This window comes from Streptococcus oralis subsp. oralis (assembly GCF_000960035.1).
Lineage (GTDB): Bacteria > Bacillota > Bacilli > Lactobacillales > Streptococcaceae > Streptococcus > Streptococcus oralis_G.
In genome coordinates, this window is the sequence record NZ_JYGR01000002.1 from 1 (window position 1) to 20,390 (window position 20,390).

A 20,390-nucleotide genomic window follows, 5' to 3' on the forward strand; every position below is an offset into this window, starting at 1 on the left:
TAGCTACAACTGCATCTTTTTCTTTCAATTCGAAAGTATATGCATCGGCTACAAGTTCTTTACCTGTAATCTTCTTAGTTGCTTTGATAGTAGCACTTGTTGAAGCTGCTGCATAAGTGTTGGTGAAAGTTGGCACTGCTGAAGTAACAGAAGCTGTTAATACTCCACCTTGGAATGCTGCAGTTACAGTAACTTCCTTACCTTCTTCATCAAATGTAATACCAGAAGCTGCTGCTGAAGTATCTTCTTTGATGACGTAGTGGTAAGTTCCCGCACCTTTTACTTCAATGTTCTCGAAGGTAATCGTTCCATCAGCTTTTGATTTCGCTGTGGCTACTGGAGTCTTCAAGTTCTCTGCTGTATATAGGTTAAAGGTAAACTCATCCGCTTTTGGAAGTTTATCTGTACGACCTTCTACCACTTTCTTAGCTGTTACATTGAACACAGCTGGAATAGGCTCGTCCTTAAGGTTGATCGCAGAACCTGCTGCTCCGAGTTTGACTGTATACTCTTTTTCATCTAACTTATAGCCAGCTGGAGCAGTCTTCTCTTTGATCTTGAACGTTTTACCTTCCCATTTCTGATCATAAGTTTTAGTAAGCGCTACTCCTTTTTCATTCGTAGACACTTCTGTTGTTTCACTTGCATCATCTGCTGCTGTCACAGTATAAACTGCTCCTTGAACAGGTGTAAGAGTGAAGGCGTCAGTCTTATTAATCTTAATTTGGTAGGCTGTAGATGCTACAATTGTACCAGAAATCAAAGATGTTGCTTCCGCTTTCATGCTAAGCGCACCTGGGCGACTTGTATTCTGTGCAAGTTTTGTTCCATCTGCTAGAGACAAAGCTACAATATTTGCTACTTTCGTACCATCATTTGGAGTGGTAGTACTATATGTAACGAAGTAAGAAGTCGTTCCATCTTTGATTGTAACATCAAATGATGTATAGTTTGAGTTCCAAGCAACTGTATAGTCAGTACCTTCAACCATCAATTGTGCTCCATCAGGAACAGCAGAAGTACCGCCTGTAATATCAGCCTTGTAAATCTTCAAGCTTTCTGGAATGTATTGAGCTGGTGTGTAGGATGTGTCATCATTTGGAATTGTGTCATGAAGCACAATGTTTTGTCCAAAATCTTGTTTTTCTGTGTTCACACGTACACGCCAGTTTGATTGCTCGTTACCTGAGCTTACTGAACCGATAGCTGCTAGTTTTGGAGAGTTCCAGCTTTCACGGGAAGCTTGTCCACCAGCTTTCGCATAGTTCTCAGTACCAACTTTAGGACCCGTGATTGTCTTAGACGTATAGGTATGAGTTACCTCTTGCTTCATAGAAGAAGAATTAAAGCTAATTGGTGTCTTAGTCTGGTCTGTTAGGAAGCGGAATGATGCCGCAAAGTTACCAGATACATCCTTAACTTTATCTCCACCAGTTGCAGCTAGGTACTTGTCCAAGTTTTTCAAGGTAATTTTTGCTTTACCACCTTGGCCATTACCACTCGATGTTACAACTGCTTCCCCAATCGTTACTTGCGTAGCTGGGTCAACCAACTGTTGAGTGCCGTTGTAGACTGTCATTGGTGCAGGAATGTCGAAAGTGAAATAATCACCATTGTTCAAGTTCTCATTGTATTGTTTGAGATCAAACGTTACACGAAGCTTGTAGGCATTCCCTGTACGAACTGCATAATCTCCCTCAGATGTTACATTCTGTTTCGTATCTGAAGCATCCAACAACTCAACACCTGTAATAACTTGCGTTAATTCCTTTGGCGTTGGGTCATCAGCTTTAACAGTATTTGTCAAAACAGATGTAAGTGTCAAGACAGAAAGAGCTGCAGCTGAAAGTTTTGAAAGCAATTTCAGCATTTTGCTTTTTGCCATGTTTTCCCTCTTTTCTATATTTTATTTTCAATGTTCTTAATCCCTCTCCTGAGAAACGAAGAAGAAATCACAGATTATTTGATATTTAGTAGCTAAAGCCCTCCAAACACTTTAAGTATTAAACATAAATAACCACCTACATTCTAGCATTATACATACTACTTTGTCAAGTAAAACAAACCTAAGTTTAACTATTTTGTAAATAAAATAATTTGAATTATTGAATAATTGTAATCATTCTGTAATTATCTTGTAATTTTCTAGTTTAATTTCTTGACTCAAACTACTTGATTTGTTAAAATAGTATAGCTGCAATATATTTTTATATATTATTATTACAGTTATTTGTAGGAGAAACTAAATATAAATTATTATTAATAATTGTGGCCAAACTACTTAATATATACATTATAAAAGGAATTATAATTTTATGAAAAAGTTACGTAAAGTAAAGAAGCATTGGGTTGCTGTTTCAATCGGAATTGTTACATCAGCCTTATTAGTCAATAACGTAGCCGCTAATGAAGTTGGGGGAGACACTTCAGAAATGCTACAACCGACTACAGTTACATCTTCAACGATTGAAAAAAACAATGAAGACGGAAATACTCCAAATTCTGCTGAAAATGGTAATAATCCTAATTCAGTGACTGAACAGTCTACTACTCCTTCTTCCAATGTATCCGATAGTGCTAGCACTGTAACTGAAACTCCTACGAAGCAATCAGAGCCAGCAGATAGCAAACAAATAGGACGAAGCGGTTTCCGAAGTGTAAGCGCATCCACTCCTGTAGAAACAAATAAAAGTCAGTCTAAAGAATCTGTACCGACTGAGCCTGCTGAATCAATCGAACCTGTTCTAAAACCAGAAGTAAAAGCTGACGAGGAAGCAATCAAAGCAAAAGCCATTCCTGAAATACCAAAAGAAAACCAATCAAAAAAAATTCAGGATGCCATCACAGAAGATGTTAGAACCGTTGTTTCAAAACCAACTGTTGAAGGCGTTGAGTATGATGTTCACTATGATCATAAAAACAAGTGGTACTATGTCAATGCTACTGATTTTGGTTTGAATGTAGCTGATAACCAAGATGATACTCTCGCTGTTAATAAAGCACTAAAAGCAGCAAATGAAATTGTAATGGCTGATCCAGATGGTAAACAACATACTGGTGTTGCCGTCAAACTTTCTGGAATCGTCAATGTAGCTCGTGATAAAGGCGAAATTGATCACTATAAAATTTTAACATACGGATCAGGTGTCCCTATGCCTATACAAAAAGGACGAATTGATGGTGTTCAGAATCTTTCGCATGTTACGAAAGAAGAATATGAAAATCTCCGTGTAGACTCGGATGGACTTGTTCGTTATGTTAGTTCTAACGGAGAAAACCTTACAGGAATAGCACTGCCTATCTATCGCAAAAGCGAAAGTGGCTCCTTTAATCAAATTAAAATCGGTTCCGAGCACTCAAATGTAACCGGTCTCTTTGGAGACGGTCCAGGAACAACCGTATTAAAAACAAATTTAGTTCAGCTAGGAAACCCTTGGGATAGCAACGAGAATGATACTGACAATCGCGACCATGCTGTTTTGCTAGTTGAAAATCAAAATGGATTCCTTGTGAAAGATTTATCTGTTTCTATCCAAAACTTAAAAGAAGCTTTTGGAGAACAACACGATGGCTTCTACGTCAAAGGAATGCCCTACTATGGAAAAGTCGACGGAGTCTTCGTCAATGACTCTGATAATGTAACTGTTGAAGGTGTTGAAGCAAGTGGAGCTAACAAAGCTGGAATTCGTTTTGGTTCCACTCATAATAGTGTTTCAAATATTTCTCTACCTGGTTGGGGTCGCCCTCGCTCTGTGAGTAATTTGATTGCTGGAAAAGCTCCTGGTTATACTTTCAGTAGTCTAAACTTAGGTGAAAACAATAAAGTATTAAACAGTAATACTCACAATAACCGAGTGGCTGGAGTTCAATTCTCTTACCAAACCAATATTCTTATTGAAGGAACAACCACTTCTGAAAATGGACACAAATTAAACGGAAGTACAGGTTATGGTTTCGCTTCAGAGGCTGGATCCTACAATAATGGAATTGTTTTCCGAAACAATACGAGTACCTACAACTACCGTAAAGGGTTAGATATTCACGACGGTGACCGAATTTTAATCGAAAATAACGTTTCATACGGAGATCGCTTGTTAGGTATCTCTGTATACAACCGAAACTTTAAAATGGAAAATGTTGTCATTCGAAACAACGTTGTCACACAAGATAAAACAAATCGTCTAGTACGAGATGACTTGAAAGTTGACGGAAAATTCACACATGGTCATGATTACCTCCAGTATGAAGCAATTCATTTGCAAACGAATGAAAAATCTCAGGACTTGAGTGCAGACGGAGCCGTAGGTTATTTTGAAATTAGTAATAACCGCATTCAAGATTTGGATTCATCAGGTAGAACCGCTACAAACCAAGACTACAATACAAATGCTATTCTTGTTCGTATGCAAGAACCTTACCTAAACTATGTACTTAATATTAAAAACAACCAAATCACTGGACACTCAGCCAACGATTTGATTAAGATGATTAACTCTTCTAATGACAATATTAAGGGAACAGCTACATTATCTGATACAAGTAAATTTGCAAACGGATTGGGATATGGTTCTGGTTCCATCAACATTAGTAATAATAAAGTCGAGCTTGAAGAACTTTACGGTGATCCAAATAAAGATTTATCTGCTATTACAATCGCTGAATCGACTAGTAATTTTAATGTCGCAGATAAAACAATTCGAGCTAACCAAGATAAGTTCCGTGGGTCTGTTGTTTTCCAAAACAATGACATTAAAGTCAAAAAAACTTTCATGAGTACTAGACCTGGCATCATCGGAAAACAAAAGACAATGCCTATCATTTCTATTACAACTAATGCAGAAGGTATTCTTTTTAAAGATAATAATTTAGATTTTGGTGAAATCACGCAAACTTTAGCTAAGAACGCTGCAACGCAAACGCCGTTAATTAGTTTAAATGGAAATAATGGTACTTTGGTGCAACCTGGACTTGGCTTTGGTATTAATACAACTCGAACTCCAAGCAACCTCCCAAATACACTGAGTCGAACTCAACCATTAGCTTTTATTGGAAACGATATTAAAATTTCTAACATTAGTTACGCTAACAATGTTGATTTGCCAATCCGTGTATTAGAAGCCAATCACCTGGTTCGATATACTGAAAACAATACCTTCACTTCCGAATCAGAAATCACAGCTTCTACTACCGATACGAAAACCGATCCACTTGGCAATGCGATCTATAAGCCTGCAACCGAACGCCTCACTCCAAACAAGGAAAAGAATAACGCTCAATTCAATATGGGAGTCAGCCGTTTTTCAACAAGTTCTCCTAGCTTAGTCAATAGTTCAGAAGAGACTGTTCCATATGAAACAATCTACGTTAATGACAAGACCATCGCTGCTGGAACAAGTATTGAAAAAACTCCTGGGGTAACTGGGAAGAAAATTGTAAATACCTATGCAACTAGCGTTGATAACTCTGCTTATGAGAAAACAAGTGGAACCAATATCATGAACTACGGTCTCAGAAATTACTACGAGACAACAAATATTCGGGAAGCGACTGATAATGATCGCATTCCGGGATTGCTTCGAGCAGACTATACAACGACAGATGGCGAAATTATGACAGCCACTAAAACTTATAGTTACACTGATACTAAAAAACAAACTCAAACAACTGAGATGACTTATCGCTACGAAAACCTTCCAATTGGTTTGAAGAACGATACGCAGTATACATTTACTGATGAAAATGTAACTACGGCACCGCAAAATCGTGTTGTCCATGTAGGTACACGAACTTCCAAAGCTATTGGAGCATTTGATCAGTTTGATGTCGATTTCGAAACAGAATATGTAAACGATGATACTATTCTAGTCGGTGATACTGTCATCAAAACTCCTGGTGTCAAAGGAATCCGTACTGTTTCTTATCGAGAAACCCGTGATAATGATACAAATGATCTAATTTCAAGAGAACAAGTTTCTGATAGTATCACTACTAAACCTATTAAGCAAGTCGTACTTGTGGGAACAAAACCACTTACTAGAACTGCTCAAAGAACTGAGAAACAGGATATTGATTTTGAGATCGTTAAAGTTCCTTCTGACAAGCTATTTGTTGGTGAAGAAGAGATTCAAACCCCTGGTGTTAAAGGTACTAGAACTATTGTTCATGAAGATACCATTGACAACCGAAACAATACTGTGATCTCGTCTCGTGTTATCTCTGACGAACAAACCGAACCTGTTAAACAGATCGTACTTGTGGGAACAAAACCACTTACTGTAACCGCTCAAAGAACTGAGAAACAGGATATTGATTTTGATATCGTTAAAGTTCCTTCTGATAAGCTATTTGTCGGAGAGGAAGAAATTCAAACTCCTGGTGTTAAAGGTGTCAGAACCATTGTTCATGAAGATACCATTGACAACCGAAACAATACTGTGATCTCGTCTCGTGTTATCTCTGATGAGCAAACTGAGCCTGTCAAGCAGATTGTATTAGTTGGAACCAAGCCACTCACTGTAACTACTCAAAGAACTGAGAAACAGGATATTGATTTTGAGATCGTTAAAGTTCCTTCTGATAAGCTATTTGTTGGTGAAGAAGAGATTCAAACCCCTGGTGTTAAAGGTACTAGAACTATTGTTCACGAAGATACTATTGACAACCGAAACAATACTGTGATCTCGTCTCGTATTGTCTCTGACGAACAAACCGAACCTGTCAAACAGATCGTACTTGTGGGAACAAAACCACTTACTGTAACCGCTCAAAGAACTGAGAAACAGGATATTGACTTTGATATCGTTAAAGTGCCTTCTGACAAGCTATTTGTTGGAGAAGAAGAGATTCAAACCCCTGGTGTTAAAGGTACTAGAACTATTGTTCACGAAGATACTATTGACAACCGAAACAATACTGTGATCTCGTCTCGTATTGTCTCTGACGAACAAACTGAGCCTGTCAAACAGATTGTACTTGTGGGAACAAAACCACTTACTAGAACTGTTCAGAGAACTATTGAACTTTCTATTCCATATGGTATTCAATCCATTTATGATGATAAATTGCCTAGTGGAACACAAATGATTGTGGCCCCAGGTAAAGCTGGTCTTCGTACAATCATTATCGAAGAAGTTTTTGATGATAAAGGACAGATTATTTCTAGCAACATTCTGTCTTCTACAGTTACAATTACACCTACTGATGAAATTGTAAGAATAGGAACAGCTGCTACTACTGCAACCACTCCAAATAATACTGACCAATTAAGTCAAGATAGTCAACAAAACCATGCAAATACTGAGCAATCTACTGTTGATAATACCAAAGTATTACCAAATACAGGAACAGAAAACAATCACTCTGCAGCAGTGACTGGTGCTCTAGCTCTATTTGCAGCCTTAGGTCTTACACTATTCAAACGTAAAGAAGATAACGACTAAAGTATATGTCATTTACTCTTCAAGCTAGATAGTATATTTTAAAAAAGGATTGAAGTCTATATTTTGTAGAATTCAATCCTTTTTAGTCAATTCTATGACACCTGCAGTAAGGCAGAAAAAGCCATATTTTATATAGAAGTAATTTGTCTCTTCTCTCTGAGAGTAAAAACTATAATATTCCTTGATTTAAAATTATCAAAACCTCAGTAACAAAAAAACTAGCCTTAAGGCTAGTTTTCTTTATATTATCTTAGCTCAATGCGTCATCCATTGAAAGAACTTCGTGGAAGACACGTTGTGTCAATTCAGTTTTTTGTTCTGGAGTGAGGTATTTAGTGTTTACACAGTATCCAGAGATACGTACGATAACGTCTTCACCTGACATGATCTTTTCGTAAACATCGTTCAAGTCCATAACGTTCAAGTTAACGTGTTGTCCACCGTTTTCGAAGTAACCATCAAGGATTGTTACCAAGTTATCAACTTGTTCGTCACGAGTCTTACCAAGAGCACGTGGAGAAACTTGAGTTGTCAATGAGATACCGTCAGCTGCGTAACCAAAGTCAAGGCTAGCAAGTGAGTTCAAGTTTTGCAACCATCCACCTTTAGCTTTGTTAGATGGGTTCGCACCTGGTGAGAAGAATTCAAGTTTAGACAAGTTCACAGAACCATCTTCGTTGAGGTACACACCTTTGTGTACTGGTGAGTTACCAGTTTGTTTAGAGTAAGCAACGTTAGATGTGATTGTCAAAAGTGATACTGTAGCTTCTGCGTCTTTGTATAGTTTGTGGCTACGTAGACGAGTTGTATAAGCTTCGATCAACCATTCTGCCAATTCGTTTGAACGTGGGTCATCTTCACCCCAACGTGGGTATTCACCGATTGTTTCGTAATCGTAGATGTATCCATTTTCGTCACGGATTGGTTTAACTGTAGCGTATTTGATAGCTGACAATGTATCAACAGTGTTAGCAAATCCACAGATACCGAATCCCATGTTGGCACGTTGTTTAGTTGGCAAGAAGGCCATTTGAACAGCTTCGTAGTTGTACTTGTCAGTCATGTAGTGGATGATGTTCAAAGCATCTACGTAAGTATCAGTCAACCAGTCAAGAGATTTTTCAAAGTTGGCTTTAACTGATTCGAATTCAAGAACTTCGTCACGGATAGGATCGATGTCAAATACTTTGTAGTCTTTGTGAACATCGTCGTAACCACCGTTCAAACCAGTAAGAAGGGCTTTAAGAACGTTTACACGAGCACCGAAGTACTGGATGTTGTGGCGTTGATCTTCGTTTTCTGGGTCAAGTGGTGACACACAGCATGAGATACAGCTCATTTCTCCGTATCCGTCTTTAGCCATTGTTGTTACACCTTCGTATTGGATAGAAGAGTGTTTGTGGCTCATGTGCATACAGTAGCGACGGAAGTTGTATGGCAATTTGTCAGTCCAAAGAACTGTCAAGTTTGGCTCTGGAGAGTTACCGATGTTGTCAAGAGTGTTCAAGAAACGGTAGTCCATCTTAGTAACACGGTGACGACCATCGTTACCCATACCAGCCATAGAAGTTGTGATGAAGGTTGGGTCACCTGAGTACAATTGGTCATAAGCTTTTGTACGAGCAAATTTAACTGTACGAAGTTTCATAACGAAATCATCAACGAACTCTTGGATTTCTGATTCAGTAAATGTACCACGAGCAAGGTCACGTTCTGCAAAGATATCCAATACGATTGGCACACGTCCTAGAGATGTAGCAGCACCGTTGATAACACGGCAGACAGCCATGAAGGCGATGTTAACCCATTGGATGGCTTCTTTCGTGTTCATCGCTGGTTTGCGGACATCAACTCCGTAAAGGTCACCCAAGCGAACAACTTGTTGCAATGCTTGGTATTGAAGGTTTACTTCTTCACGAAGACGGATTGTTTCTTCATCAATTTCTTTGATCGCATTCCAGTCGTTTACTTTTTCTTGCATCAAGTAGTCTGCACCGTAAAGAGCAAGACGTGCGTAAACACCGATGATACGTCCACGTGAATATGCATCTGGAAGACCAGTTACAGTGTGAGCGTGACGAGCGCGACGAATGTTTGAAGTGTAGGCACGGAAAATACCGTCGTTAACTGTTGTTACGTATTTAGTAAAGATTTCGTGAACAGCTGGATCCGGTTCATATCCATTTTCTTTCAAAGTAGTTTCAGCCATACGGATACCACCTTTTGGCATGAAGTTCAATTTGAAGAGCTCATCGTTTTGGATACCGAAGATAACTTCATTTTCTTTGTCGATAAATCCAGCAGGAATATCAGCAATAGATGTTGGACGAGTGTCCATTGGGAAACGAGTTTCTTCGTAGTGTGCTTTTGTTTCTTCTACGATTTTTTTGATGTGAAGTGAACGTTCTGTTGGTCCAGCAAGGAAACTTTCATCTCCATCGTAAGGTGTGTAGTTAGCTTGAACGAAGCGAGAAATACTTGCTTTTTCTTTCCAATCTACGCCTTTGAAGCCTTCCCAAGCTTTATCAAAAATATCTTGTGCTTCAACAACTGTCTTAACAACCATGTTAATGTCCTCTTTTTTCTAGTAACAGTCATCTGTTACATTCTTGAGTCAAGTATACCATACAGTAACCGATTTCAACAAGAGAAAATCGGCATTTTAGGCGCTTTCTTTTATAATACAGTCTCTTTTTTATTCTTATCTGTATTATATTTTTGAAAGTCAGGTTGAACTTTCCCATTTTTTCAGAAAAAAGGGTATAATAAATAGAAAATGACACTAGAAAGGGATTGGAATGCTCATATTTCCATTGATAAATGATCTGTCCAGAAAAATCATCCATATCGACATGGATGCCTTTTTTGCTGCGGTGGAAATAAGAGATAATCCCAAGTTAAAGGGCAAACCTGTCATTATCGGAAGCGACCCCAGACAAACAGGTGGTCGAGGTGTCGTTTCTACCTGTAGCTATGAGGCGCGAGCTTTTGGTATTCATTCAGCCATGAGCTCTAAAGAAGCTTATGAGCGCTGTCCCCAAGCTATCTTTATCTCAGGAAATTATGAAAAATACAAAACTGTGGGACTTGAGATTCGTGCTATTTTTAAACGCTACACTGATTTGATTGAACCTATGAGTATTGACGAGGCATACTTGGATGTGACGGAAAATAAACTCGGTATCAAGTCAGCCGTCAAAATAGCCCGCCTCATCCAAGAGGATATCTGGCAGGAACTACACCTGACTGCTTCTGCAGGCGTCTCTTATAACAAATTCTTAGCTAAAATGGCTAGTGACTATCAAAAACCACATGGTTTAACAGTTATCCTCCCAGATCAGGCCCAAGACTTTCTCAAACAAATGGATATTGCTAAATTTCATGGTGTTGGTAAGAAAACAGTAGAAAAGCTTCATGAAATGGGCATTTATACTGGTGCAGACTTATTGGACGTCTCAGAAGTTACTTTAATTGATCGCTTTGGCAGACTCGGTTTTGACCTTTATCGAAAGGCAAGGGGCATTCATAACTCACCGGTCAAGTCCGATCGCATTCGTAAGTCCATTGGCAAGGAAAAAACCTACGGAAAGATCCTACAAGTAGAAGAAGACATTAAAAAAGAGCTGACTCTTCTCTCCGAAAAGGTAGCTCACAATCTCAGCAAGCAGGACAAAGCTGGAAAAATCATTATCCTAAAAATACGATATGCTGACTTCTCCACTCTGACTAGACGAAAAAGCCTCCCACAAGCAACACAGGACGTTAGTCAGATTTCTCAAACTGCCCTTCAACTCTACGAAGAACTAGCTGACAAAGAAAAAGGTATCCGTTTACTAGGAATTACAGTGACAGGATTTTAAAAAGCTTGAAGGAAAATTCCCTCAAGCTTTTTTCTTATACAAATAAACGCACAAAACTATAGAGCAACAAGACACTACCGAGTACAATACGGTATTTACCAAAGAGTGTAAAGTCGTGCTTCTTCACATAGCTAGTCAAGAAACGAATAGCAACCATGCTGACCGCAAAGGCTACTCCCATAGCAACCAAGAGCAAGAATAGTTGACCAAAACTCAAGAGTTGACCGGCTTTAATAAATTTGAAAATCTTTAAAGCGCTAGCTCCAAACATAACAGGAATTCCGAGATAGAAGGTAAACTCTGTTACGACAGAGCGACTTGTTCCATTCAACAAACCACCAACGATAGTCGCACCTGAACGACTCGTTCCTGGGAAGAGGGCGAGGACTTGGAAGAGCCCAATGTAAAGGGCTGTTTTATAAGGCAACTTGTCTAGCTCTGTTACTGTTGGTTCAATGGCTTGCGCCTTATTTCGTTTTTCAAGATAGATAAAGGCAACCCCATAGATAATCAACATGATCGCAACTGAAACCATGTTATGGAAGTTGGCATCAAACCAATCATCTAATTTAAAGACCAATAGCAAAGGCAAGGTCGCAACGAAGACTTTTGACCACAACTGCCAAGTTCGACGAACTTCGACCTTGTTTTTACCAGGTTTGAAAGGATTGAGCTTGTTAAAGTAAATGACAATAACTGCTAAAATGGCACCGAGCTGAATGACAACATTAAACATGGACATGAAGGCTTCATTTTGGTCCTTGTATTGTACAAATTCTTCAACCAAAATCAAGTGTCCAGTACTTGAAATGGGCAACCATTCTGTAATTCCTTCAACAATCCCAAAAAAGATTGACTTCAAAATTTCAATAAAATACATACATTACTCCTTTTTCTGTCCTCTATTATAGCACAATTTCGGATGTTGCGATAGATTTTTTAGAAGGCGCCGATGCTACCACCGCCTCCGCCTCCTGAGAATCCGCCACCCGAACTTCCACTTCCAGAAGATACAGAGTAGTTGCTAGCTGTATTTGCGACAGCTGTGTATTGCTTGATTTGTGCAGTTGAGGCATGGAACTGTGTGTTCCAACCATAGGCTATATATAGATTCAAATCTGGATTTTCTAGCTGAATATGACGTACTTTCATTAACTTGCTCACCTTCTTGGCATAACCAAAGAGGGTCGCATAGACCAGCAGACGATTCCAAACAACGATGCTCTCCAGCTCTGCCTGATCCAGATGAGCAATATCCCGAAGCATATTTTCAAAACTCGTCCAAAGATAGAAAATCTCCGCCCCTTCCTCTGTTAGAACTCCGTCACGATAGGCTCCTCGCATCGCAAAATGAACCCAAAAACTTGCTATCAATCCTGTCAACCCCAAGAGAAGGAACGGAATTGAGAAGAAACCGTGAGTCCGCCAACTATAGTAAAAGAAAAGCAGACCACCTAGAGCCGTTATAGCTGAACAGACCCGCATCCCAAGAGCAAGACTGCGTTCCTCACTTGTCAAGGGACGATAGTAGCTTGGGATACGAAGTACATGGACCTTATCCTTGACACAAGACTGAATGCGTTGAAGTCTTCCTTCAAAGGAGCGTTTGAGACGCGAGCCTGTTTCTCGAATATGTTTTTCATCTGACTCTTTGGCACCACGGTAAAGGGAAGATGAAACTTGGTAATCAGGGAAGAGCTCTGAAATAGCCAATTCTTTCTTATTTGACAAAGTCATGCGCAGACATTCCTTCTCAAAATTGGATAAGCCTTTTTCACTGATAATTCGTAGATAAGGTTCCTCATCACCTTGAAAAATAGATAAATGACCTCGATCTACTAAATCCAACAAGGTTGCCTGAATCAAACGTTCAAAAGTAAATTTGCCAAAACCTGATTTGTTTAGAGGATTGACTTCCTCTAAGGAAGTTGAATACACTGCTTCTGCTAGAACCATTGGAGGCAAATCCATCGGTGGCTCATAAAGCCTGTGGTCTTTTGGAAAGACCTTTTTAATGCTTGTACTCTGACGAAACATTCTATAAAAGATAGGAATTGGAAGCAAGAGACTCATAAAAATGACTGGGAAGACCCATTTCATCATAATCTCACTTTGCGCTTTTTCTGTTGCTATATTGCTTTCAATCCGGTTAAAATCGGTTAAACGTTCTTCCTCTAACCCTTGATCTGGAGCTCCTGCAAAAGCACTTCTAGGCCAGTATGCGTGTAATTCGATCTGTCGCTTTCTAGGAAGGTCTTTCATTTTGACATGATAGAGATTATTTACTTTTTCAACACTAGAGTCCCTTAGGAGTTGGCCTGCATGAAAATAGAGTTTCTCTGCTGGGGTATCAGAGCTAACCTTAAACTCAATCTCTTTGATATCTCCAGTACTATCTGTCAAGGGTTGCCAATTTAGCTCTGCGATATCCTTATATAAGAAGAGAAGGTTTGTTAGTTTCCAGGTAACCGTTACCCGAACAGTATCTCCAGCATATCCAGCATTGTAAATTTTTACCTTGTAACCGTCCTCTTCCTCCATAGTATAGAAGGAAGCATTTTGAACAATTCTTCCATTTTTAGAGACCTGAACGGTCGGATCGGGATCAATGTCAAATCCTTCTGGCATTTTCCCAGCTTTCCCGAGTCCAACTAACTGACCATTATAATCGTCTCCAAAGCGGTAGGTAATTGTTTCCTTAAAAATTGCAGTATTATCTGCATGAATATTCAAATCACCCTGATAAGATAAGATATCAAAGTCTACTGCAAAAACCAGGCTCGGTATAAATAATAAATAAGTAAATACCAAAGCCAACAGCCATCTTTTTTTCATAATCGCTTCCCTTTCAATCTTTTTACCATTATATCATTTTTTATAAGTAAAGGCTTACTTGTATTGAAAATCTCACTATTTTTAGATACAATAGAGAGAGTCATTTTTAGACTAGAAATAGGAGAAAACATGAAAAAATTATGCTTATCTATCCTTGCTAGCCTAGCCCTTACCTTAGGACTAGTTAGCCAAGTCCAAGCCGACGAATATTTACGCATCGGGATGGAGGCAGCATACGCTCCCTTCAACTGGACTCAAGACGACGATAGTAACGGCGCCGTCAAAATCGACGGTACCAACCAATATGCCAACGGCTACGATGTTCAAATTGCTAAAAAGATTGCCAAAGACCTTGGTAAGGAACCTTTGGTTGTGAAAACCAAATGGGAAGGACTTGTTCCAGCCCTTACTTCTGGCAAAATTGATATGATCATTGCCGGTATGAGCCCAACCGCTGAACGCAAACAAGAAATTGCTTTTTCAAGCAGTTACTATACTAGCGAACCGGTTCTATTGGTAAAAAAGGACTCTGCCTATGCCAATGCCAAATCTTTAGAGGACTTTAACGGAGCAAAAATCACTTCTCAACAAGGTGTTTACCTTTATGACCTGATTTCTCAAATTCCAGGTGCCAAAAAAGAAACAGCTATGGGCGACTTCGCCCAAATGCGTCAAGCTCTGGAGGCCGGTGTTATTGATGCCTATGTTTCTGAACGACCTGAAGCAATGACTGCTGAGTCTGCTAACGCTAAGTTCAAAATGATCCAACCTCAACCAGGTTTCAAAACTGGCGAAGAAGATACAGCTATTGCCATTGGACTTCGTAAAGATGACAGCCGTATCAGCCAAATCAATGCCAGCATCGAAACCATCTCTAAGGATGAACAAATAGCCCTCATGGATCGTATGATCAAAGAGCAACCTGTGGAGTCTACAACAACAGAGGAAGAAAGTAGTTTCTTTAGCCAAGTCGCTAAGATTCTTTCTGAGAACTGGCAACAACTCTTGCGTGGTGCTGGTATCACACTCTTAATCTCCATTATCGGAACCATCACAGGTCTCCTTATCGGACTTGCGATCGGGGTCTTCCGTACCGCTCCACTATCTGAGAACAAGGCAATGTACGCCCTACAGAAACTAGTCGGTTGGATTCTCAATGTCTATATCGAGATCTTCCGTGGTACGCCAATGATTGTTCAATCTATGGTTATCTACTATGGAACTGCCCAGGCTTTTGGTATTAACCTTGACCGCACACTAGCCGCTATCTTCATCGTCTCAATCAATACGGGAGCCTACATGACAGAGATCGTTCGTGGTGGTATTCTAGCAGTTGACAAAGGACAGTTTGAAGCTGCAACTGCTCTTGGTATGACCCACAATCAAACCATGCGTAAGATTGTCCTGCCTCAGGTTGTCCGTAATATTCTACCTGCTACTGGTAATGAGTTTGTCATCAATATCAAAGATACCTCTGTATTGAACGTTATTTCAGTTGTTGAGCTTTATTTCTCAGGAAATACTGTAGCAACACAAACCTATCAATACTTCCAGACCTTTACCATCATCGCCGTGATTTACTTTGTCCTCACCTTCACTGTGACCCGTATCCTACGCTTCATCGAACGTCGTATGGACATGGATACTTACACTACAGGTGCTAACCAAATGCAAACGGAGGATTTGAAAAAATGACACAACCAATTCTTGAAATCAAACACCTCAAAAAATCATATGGGCAAAACGAAGTGCTAAAAGACATTTCTCTCACCGTCCATAAAGGAGAGGTTATTTCCATCATCGGGAGCTCAGGAAGTGGAAAATCAACCTTCCTTCGTTCAATTAATTTACTAGAAACACCTACAGAGGGAGAGATTCTCTATCGAGGAGAAAATGTCTTAGAAAAAGGCTATAACCTCACCCATTATCGTGAAAAACTCGGTATGGTTTTCCAATCTTTCAATCTCTTTGAAAATCTGAATGTCCTTGAAAATACAATCGTCGCTCAGACGACTGTCCTTAAACGTGATCACTCTGAAGCTGAAAAAATTGCCAAAGAGAATCTCGAAAAAGTTGGCATGGGAGAACGCTACTGGCAAGCCAAGCCGAAACAACTCTCAGGGGGACAAAAACAACGCGTGGCTATCGCCCGCGCTCTCTCCATGAATCCTGATGCCATTCTCTTCGACGAACCAACATCTGCTCTTGACCCTGAAATGGTTGGAGAAGTCCTCAAAATTATGCAGGATTTGGCTCAAGAAGGCTTGACAATGATCGTCGTAACCCACGAAATGGAGTTCGCTCGCGATGTCTCTCACCGTGTCATCTTTATGGATAAGGGTGTCATTGCTGAAGAAGGCAAACCAGAAGAACTCTTCACGAACCCTAAAGAAAAACGGACAAAAGAATTTCTTCAACGCTATCTCAGCTAATAAACAAAGACTGCATAAAGAATGCAGTCTTTTTAGTTTGTAATTGTAAAGAAAGGTCAGACTCGATTCAGGAATCTGCCTGTGACCACAGTTTAATCTTCAAATTTTTCATGATTTTTTTCATAGAAATCGATTAAACCAAGAGCTGTTTCAAATGAAATATTTTTAACTTTTGCGCGTCCTTGTGCTAGAGCAATGATAGACATTTCACGCGCATTCGTTTCTTTAGAGATACGGTAGCCTGTGATTTTCTTATCACGAACCCAGCCAACAACTGCTTCTACTTTTTCAAAGTTCGACTTAGCCATGTTCTTCTCCTAAATTATTCTTTACAATACTTAATTGTATACGTTTTTATTTCGTTTGTCAATAAAAAAACATATATTCGTCGCAACTATATTATTCCGCATATTTTTATTTGGCTTTTAAAGCCGATAATATATGAGTTCTTATGTCCTCGACTCCATTAGGATTTGCTGGTAGAAAGATTGTATTATTACCCTCTTTATCTGCAAAATTATTCAACGTATCTAAATACTGGTTCGTTAATAGGATAGACATGATTTGTTCTTCAGTTAGCTCAACATTGGCTCCCTTTAACTCTTGGATAGAATCAGCTAGTCCGTCAACAATTGCTTTACGCTGCTCTGCAATCCCTACACCATGTAGGCGATCTTTTTCTGCTTCTGCTTCTGCTGCGGTCACGATTTTAATCTTATCTGCTTCAGCAAGCTCTTGCGCCGCAACTCTCTTACGTTGAGCCGCGTTAATTTCATTCATTGATTGTTTTACTTCAGCATCAGGTTCAACCTTAGTAATCAGCGTTTTGACAATGATATACCCATACGTAGACATTTCTTCAGCCACTTGTTTTTGAACTTCTAAGGCGATTTCATCCTTCTTCTCAAACAACTCATCTAGAGTTAGCTTTGGTACAGATGAACGCAAAGCATCTTCAATATAGGATTTAATTTGGGCTTCTGGACGCATCAATTTATAATAGGCATCTGTGACATTGTTTTCATTTACTCGATACTGAGTTGCCACATTCATCGTTACAAATACATTATCTTGCGTCTTTGTCTCTACAACAATCTCACTTTGCAACAAGCGTAGTTGAACTCTTGCCGCAATCCTATCAATTCCAAAAGGAGCTCGTAAATGAATACCACTATTACTCAACTTTTGGTATTTACCAAAGCGTTCTATGATAGCGACAGATTGTTGTCGAACCACATACACAGAACTAACCATAATCACTGATACAATCACCACTAAAAACAATAAAACAAGTAAAATTTGTAAAAACATGGGAATCTCCCCCTTTCGTCACCCTCATTATAGCACCATCATTACCATTACGCAAATAATATGATAATAATTTTATTTTAGCTTAAACTAGCATATTATACAACGTTTCGTTCCCATTCAAATTAATATAAGATGGGTCAAACTTTTCCATTCGATGAATCAATCCAGCATAATCATGCTTATTGGCAAGGGCTACCCCAATCAAGACAGGGCCTGTCCCCTTGCTTGCTCGTTTGATATATTCAAAACGAGTGATGTCATCATTTGGCCCCAAAATGTCATTTACAAACTCTCGTAGAGCTCCTGGACGTTGTGGGAAATTCACTACAAAGTAATGCTTGATTCCATCGTAAATCAAGGCACGTTCTTCCATCTCTGGCATACGGTTGATATCGTTATTTCCTCCAGAAATGATACAACAAATCGTCTTGCCTTTGATATAGTCTGATAAAACTTCCAAGGCTGCAACGCTGGCAGCTCCGGCTGGTTCTGCTACAATACCTTGTTTGGAATAAAGATCAATCAAGGTTTCAGAAATCAATCCCTCGTCCACCCCAATCAACGTTTCAACATTCTTTCGCGTTGCTTCATAGGTTAATTGTCCAACCTTTTGTACGGCTATCCCATCAGCGAACTTATCAATTTCTTTGAGTTTAACTGGTCCTCCAGCTTCAAAGGCAGCTTTCATAGAGCGAGCACCATTAGCTTCTACCCCGATCACTTCAATGGTCGGGTTGGTTTCCTTAATATAAGTAGAAACACCGGCAATCAATCCGCCACCGCCTACTGGTACAAGTACTGTATCAAAATCAATGGACTCTTTACGGGCTTCTTCAAGAATTTCATAGGCTACCGTCCCTTGACCAGCCTGAACATGCGCATCATCAAAAGGATCGATGAAGGTGCGGTTTTCCGACAGTGTAAACTCTTGTGCTGCCTTAGCAGAAGCATCAAAGGTATCCCCAACCAACTTGATTGTCACGAACTCTCCACCGAAAAAGCGAACCTGCCCAATCTTTTGTTGCGGTGTTGTAATAGGCATAAAAATTGTTGCAGGAATCTTCATCTCATTACAAGTATAGGCGACACCTTGGGCATGATTTCCCGCAGAAGCACAGACTACACCACGCTCGCGTTCTTCTTTTGATAGTTGAGAAATGGCATAATAGGCTCCACGAATTTTAAAAGAGCGAACTCGTTGCGCATTCTCCTTTTTGAGATAAATCTTTGCTTGGTATTTTTCTGATAAATAATGATCATATTCTAGTGGTGTATCAACTACTACACCACTCAAAACTTTGTGGGCTTTCACCACATCTTTTGCACTTAGCATTGTCTCCTCCTCAAGTACTTTTCAAGATAAAAAACGAGTTAGGTACCCCCAACTCGCCTTCTGTCTCTCTTTACAAGAATTAATTGTAGATTTTGAATGCGTCGTCGTCGTTTTTACCAACGAAAGGCATTGCTTTACGCAATTCTGCACCAACTTTTTCAATTTCAAGGTTAGCTGCTTGTTCACGGTAAGCAGTTAATTTTGGACGACCAGCCTTGTAGTCATTTACAAAGTCATTTGCAAATTTACCATTTTGGATATCTGCCAAAACAGCTTTCATGTTTTCTTTAACTTGCTCAGTAATCACACGTGGACCTGATACATAGTCACCGTATTCAGCAGTGTTTGAAATAGATTGACGCATTTTCTTGAATCCACCTTCATAGATCAAGTCAACGATCAATTTCATTTCATGAAGAACTTCAAAGTAAGCCAATTCTGGGGCATAGCCTGCTTCTGTCAAGACTTCAAAACCTGCTTCGATAAGGGCAGTCAAACCACCACAAAGTACAGCTTGTTCACCAAACAAATCTTCTTCAGTTTCTTCTTTGTAAGTTGTTTCAAGCAAACCAACACGAGCTGCACCAACACCTTTACACCAGTCCATAGCAATGTTTTTCGCATTTCCTGTTGCATCTTGGTAAACTGCATAAAGAGCTGGCACACCAAATCCTTCTTCGTAAGTACGACGTACCAAATGTCCTGGTCCTTTAGGAGCACACATGAAGACATCTACATCTGCAGGAACTTTGATAAATTCAAAGTGGATATTGAAACCATGAGCAAATCCAACAGCATTTCCAGCTTCCAAGTTTGGAGCGATTTCTGCTTCGTACAATTCTTGTTGGATTTCGTCTGGTGCCAAAATCATAATAACGTCAGCCAATTTGGTTGCTTCTGCTACTGTGTAAGTGTCAAATCCATCTTCTTTTGCTTTGTCAAAAGATTTACCTGGACGCACACCGATGATGACATCACGACCTGAATCACGCAAGTTTTGCGCATGCGCATGTCCTTGTGAACCATAACCGATTACGGCGATTTTTTTACCGTCAAGCGCTGCTACTTTAACATCTTTTTCGTATTCCATTTGAACTGCCATAGTTTTTCTCTCTTTTCTATTTTTTATTGCCTTATAGGCTGGTTTAACAAATTTATGCTGGATTTTATACTCAATGAA

The 20,390-nt window shown here is 39.5% G+C and carries 12 protein-coding genes; 4 read left to right on the plus strand and 8 right to left on the minus strand.

Going from position 1 to position 20,390, the window contains the following annotated elements:
• On the minus strand, positions 1 to 1,885 hold a 1,885-nt coding region (locus TZ92_RS00270), incomplete at its 3' end, for a Spy0128 family protein (protein ID WP_045594387.1).
• A 430-nt stretch (positions 1,886 to 2,315) separates the two neighbouring features.
• Here TZ92_RS00270 and TZ92_RS09420 point away from each other — a divergent pair.
• Positions 2,316 to 7,439 carry a G5 domain-containing protein gene (locus TZ92_RS09420; protein ID WP_052688536.1) on the plus strand — a complete coding sequence of 1,708 codons (5,124 nt, stop codon included), beginning with the start codon at positions 2,316 to 2,318 and terminating at the stop codon, positions 7,437 to 7,439.
• A 250-nt stretch (positions 7,440 to 7,689) separates the two neighbouring features.
• Here the strand turns inward: TZ92_RS09420 and pflB are convergent, their stop codons facing one another.
• The gene (pflB, locus tag TZ92_RS00280) at positions 7,690 to 10,005 is read right to left on the minus strand and encodes a formate C-acetyltransferase (protein ID WP_000260621.1); all 2,316 of its coding nucleotides are present in this window, start codon (positions 10,003 to 10,005) and stop codon (positions 7,690 to 7,692) included.
• Between the two features lie 232 nt (positions 10,006 to 10,237).
• Between pflB and dinB the strand changes: the two genes are divergently transcribed.
• Entirely contained in the window at positions 10,238 to 11,299 is a 1,062-nt protein-coding gene (gene dinB, locus TZ92_RS00285; RefSeq protein WP_033630359.1) for a DNA polymerase IV, read from the plus strand.
• Between the two features lie 34 nt (positions 11,300 to 11,333).
• Here the strand turns inward: dinB and TZ92_RS00290 are convergent, their stop codons facing one another.
• Together TZ92_RS00290 and TZ92_RS00295 are read right to left on the minus strand one after the other, a co-directional pair.
• A complete protein-coding gene (locus TZ92_RS00290) occupies positions 11,334 to 12,179 on the minus strand; it encodes an undecaprenyl-diphosphate phosphatase (protein WP_033630360.1) in 846 nt (281 codons plus the stop codon).
• A gap of 59 nt (positions 12,180 to 12,238) precedes the next feature.
• Entirely contained in the window at positions 12,239 to 14,134 is a 1,896-nt protein-coding gene (locus TZ92_RS00295) for a DUF2207 domain-containing protein (RefSeq protein WP_033630361.1), read from the minus strand.
• A gap of 129 nt (positions 14,135 to 14,263) precedes the next feature.
• On the opposite strand from TZ92_RS00295, the gene TZ92_RS00300 reads away from it, so the two are divergent.
• Both TZ92_RS00300 and TZ92_RS00305 read left to right on the plus strand, forming a co-directional pair.
• Positions 14,264 to 15,829 carry an ABC transporter substrate-binding protein/permease gene (locus tag TZ92_RS00300; RefSeq protein ID WP_033630362.1) on the plus strand — a complete coding sequence of 522 codons (1,566 nt, stop codon included), beginning with the start codon at positions 14,264 to 14,266 and terminating at the stop codon, positions 15,827 to 15,829.
• Entirely contained in the window at positions 15,826 to 16,566 is a 741-nt protein-coding gene (locus tag TZ92_RS00305; protein ID WP_033630363.1) for an amino acid ABC transporter ATP-binding protein, read from the plus strand. The genes TZ92_RS00300 and TZ92_RS00305 overlap by 4 nt, the downstream gene beginning before the upstream one ends.
• Positions 16,567 to 16,658: 92 nt before the next feature.
• Here the strand turns inward: TZ92_RS00305 and TZ92_RS00310 are convergent, their stop codons facing one another.
• The 4 genes from TZ92_RS00310 to ilvC all read right to left on the minus strand — a co-directional run bounded on the left by TZ92_RS00310 (position 16,659) and on the right by ilvC (position 20,312).
• Positions 16,659 to 16,874: a capsule biosynthesis transcriptional regulator gene (locus TZ92_RS00310; protein WP_001130031.1), complete on the minus strand. Its 216-nt coding sequence runs from the start codon at positions 16,872 to 16,874 to the stop codon at positions 16,659 to 16,661.
• Between the two features lie 106 nt (positions 16,875 to 16,980).
• Entirely contained in the window at positions 16,981 to 17,877 is an 897-nt protein-coding gene (locus tag TZ92_RS00315) for an SPFH domain-containing protein (protein WP_033630364.1), read from the minus strand.
• An 82-nt stretch (positions 17,878 to 17,959) separates the two neighbouring features.
• Positions 17,960 to 19,210 (minus strand): threonine ammonia-lyase IlvA, encoded by a 1,251-nt coding sequence (ilvA, locus tag TZ92_RS00320; protein WP_033630365.1) that lies wholly within the window; start codon positions 19,208 to 19,210, stop codon positions 17,960 to 17,962.
• Positions 19,211 to 19,289: 79 nt separating this feature from the next.
• Positions 19,290 to 20,312, minus strand: coding sequence for a ketol-acid reductoisomerase (gene ilvC / locus TZ92_RS00325; RefSeq protein WP_000290683.1), 1,023 nt, complete (start codon positions 20,310 to 20,312; stop codon positions 19,290 to 19,292).
• Between the last annotated feature and the right edge of the window lie 78 nt (positions 20,313 to 20,390).

Excerpts from the sequence above, each read along its gene's own strand:
- ilvA (WP_033630365.1), bottom strand. The coding sequence starts at position 19,210 with ATGCTAAGTGCAAAAGATGTGGTGAAAGCCCACAAAGTTTTGAGTGGT.
- TZ92_RS00290 (WP_033630360.1), bottom strand. The coding sequence starts at position 12,179 with ATGTATTTTATTGAAATTTTGAAGTCAATCTTTTTTGGGATTGTTGAA.
- TZ92_RS00300 (WP_033630362.1), top strand. The coding sequence starts at position 14,264 with ATGAAAAAATTATGCTTATCTATCCTTGCTAGCCTAGCCCTTACCTTA.
- TZ92_RS00310 (WP_001130031.1), bottom strand. The coding sequence starts at position 16,874 with ATGGCTAAGTCGAACTTTGAAAAAGTAGAAGCAGTTGTTGGCTGGGTT.
- ilvC (WP_000290683.1), bottom strand. The coding sequence starts at position 20,312 with ATGGCAGTTCAAATGGAATACGAAAAAGATGTTAAAGTAGCAGCGCTT.
- TZ92_RS00305 (WP_033630363.1), top strand. The coding sequence starts at position 15,826 with ATGACACAACCAATTCTTGAAATCAAACACCTCAAAAAATCATATGGG.
- dinB (WP_033630359.1), top strand. The coding sequence starts at position 10,238 with ATGCTCATATTTCCATTGATAAATGATCTGTCCAGAAAAATCATCCAT.
- pflB (WP_000260621.1), bottom strand. The coding sequence starts at position 10,005 with ATGGTTGTTAAGACAGTTGTTGAAGCACAAGATATTTTTGATAAAGCT.
- TZ92_RS00315 (WP_033630364.1), bottom strand. The coding sequence starts at position 17,877 with ATGTTTTTACAAATTTTACTTGTTTTATTGTTTTTAGTGGTGATTGTA.
- TZ92_RS09420 (WP_052688536.1), top strand. The coding sequence starts at position 2,316 with ATGAAAAAGTTACGTAAAGTAAAGAAGCATTGGGTTGCTGTTTCAATC.
- TZ92_RS00295 (WP_033630361.1), bottom strand. The coding sequence starts at position 14,134 with ATGAAAAAAAGATGGCTGTTGGCTTTGGTATTTACTTATTTATTATTT.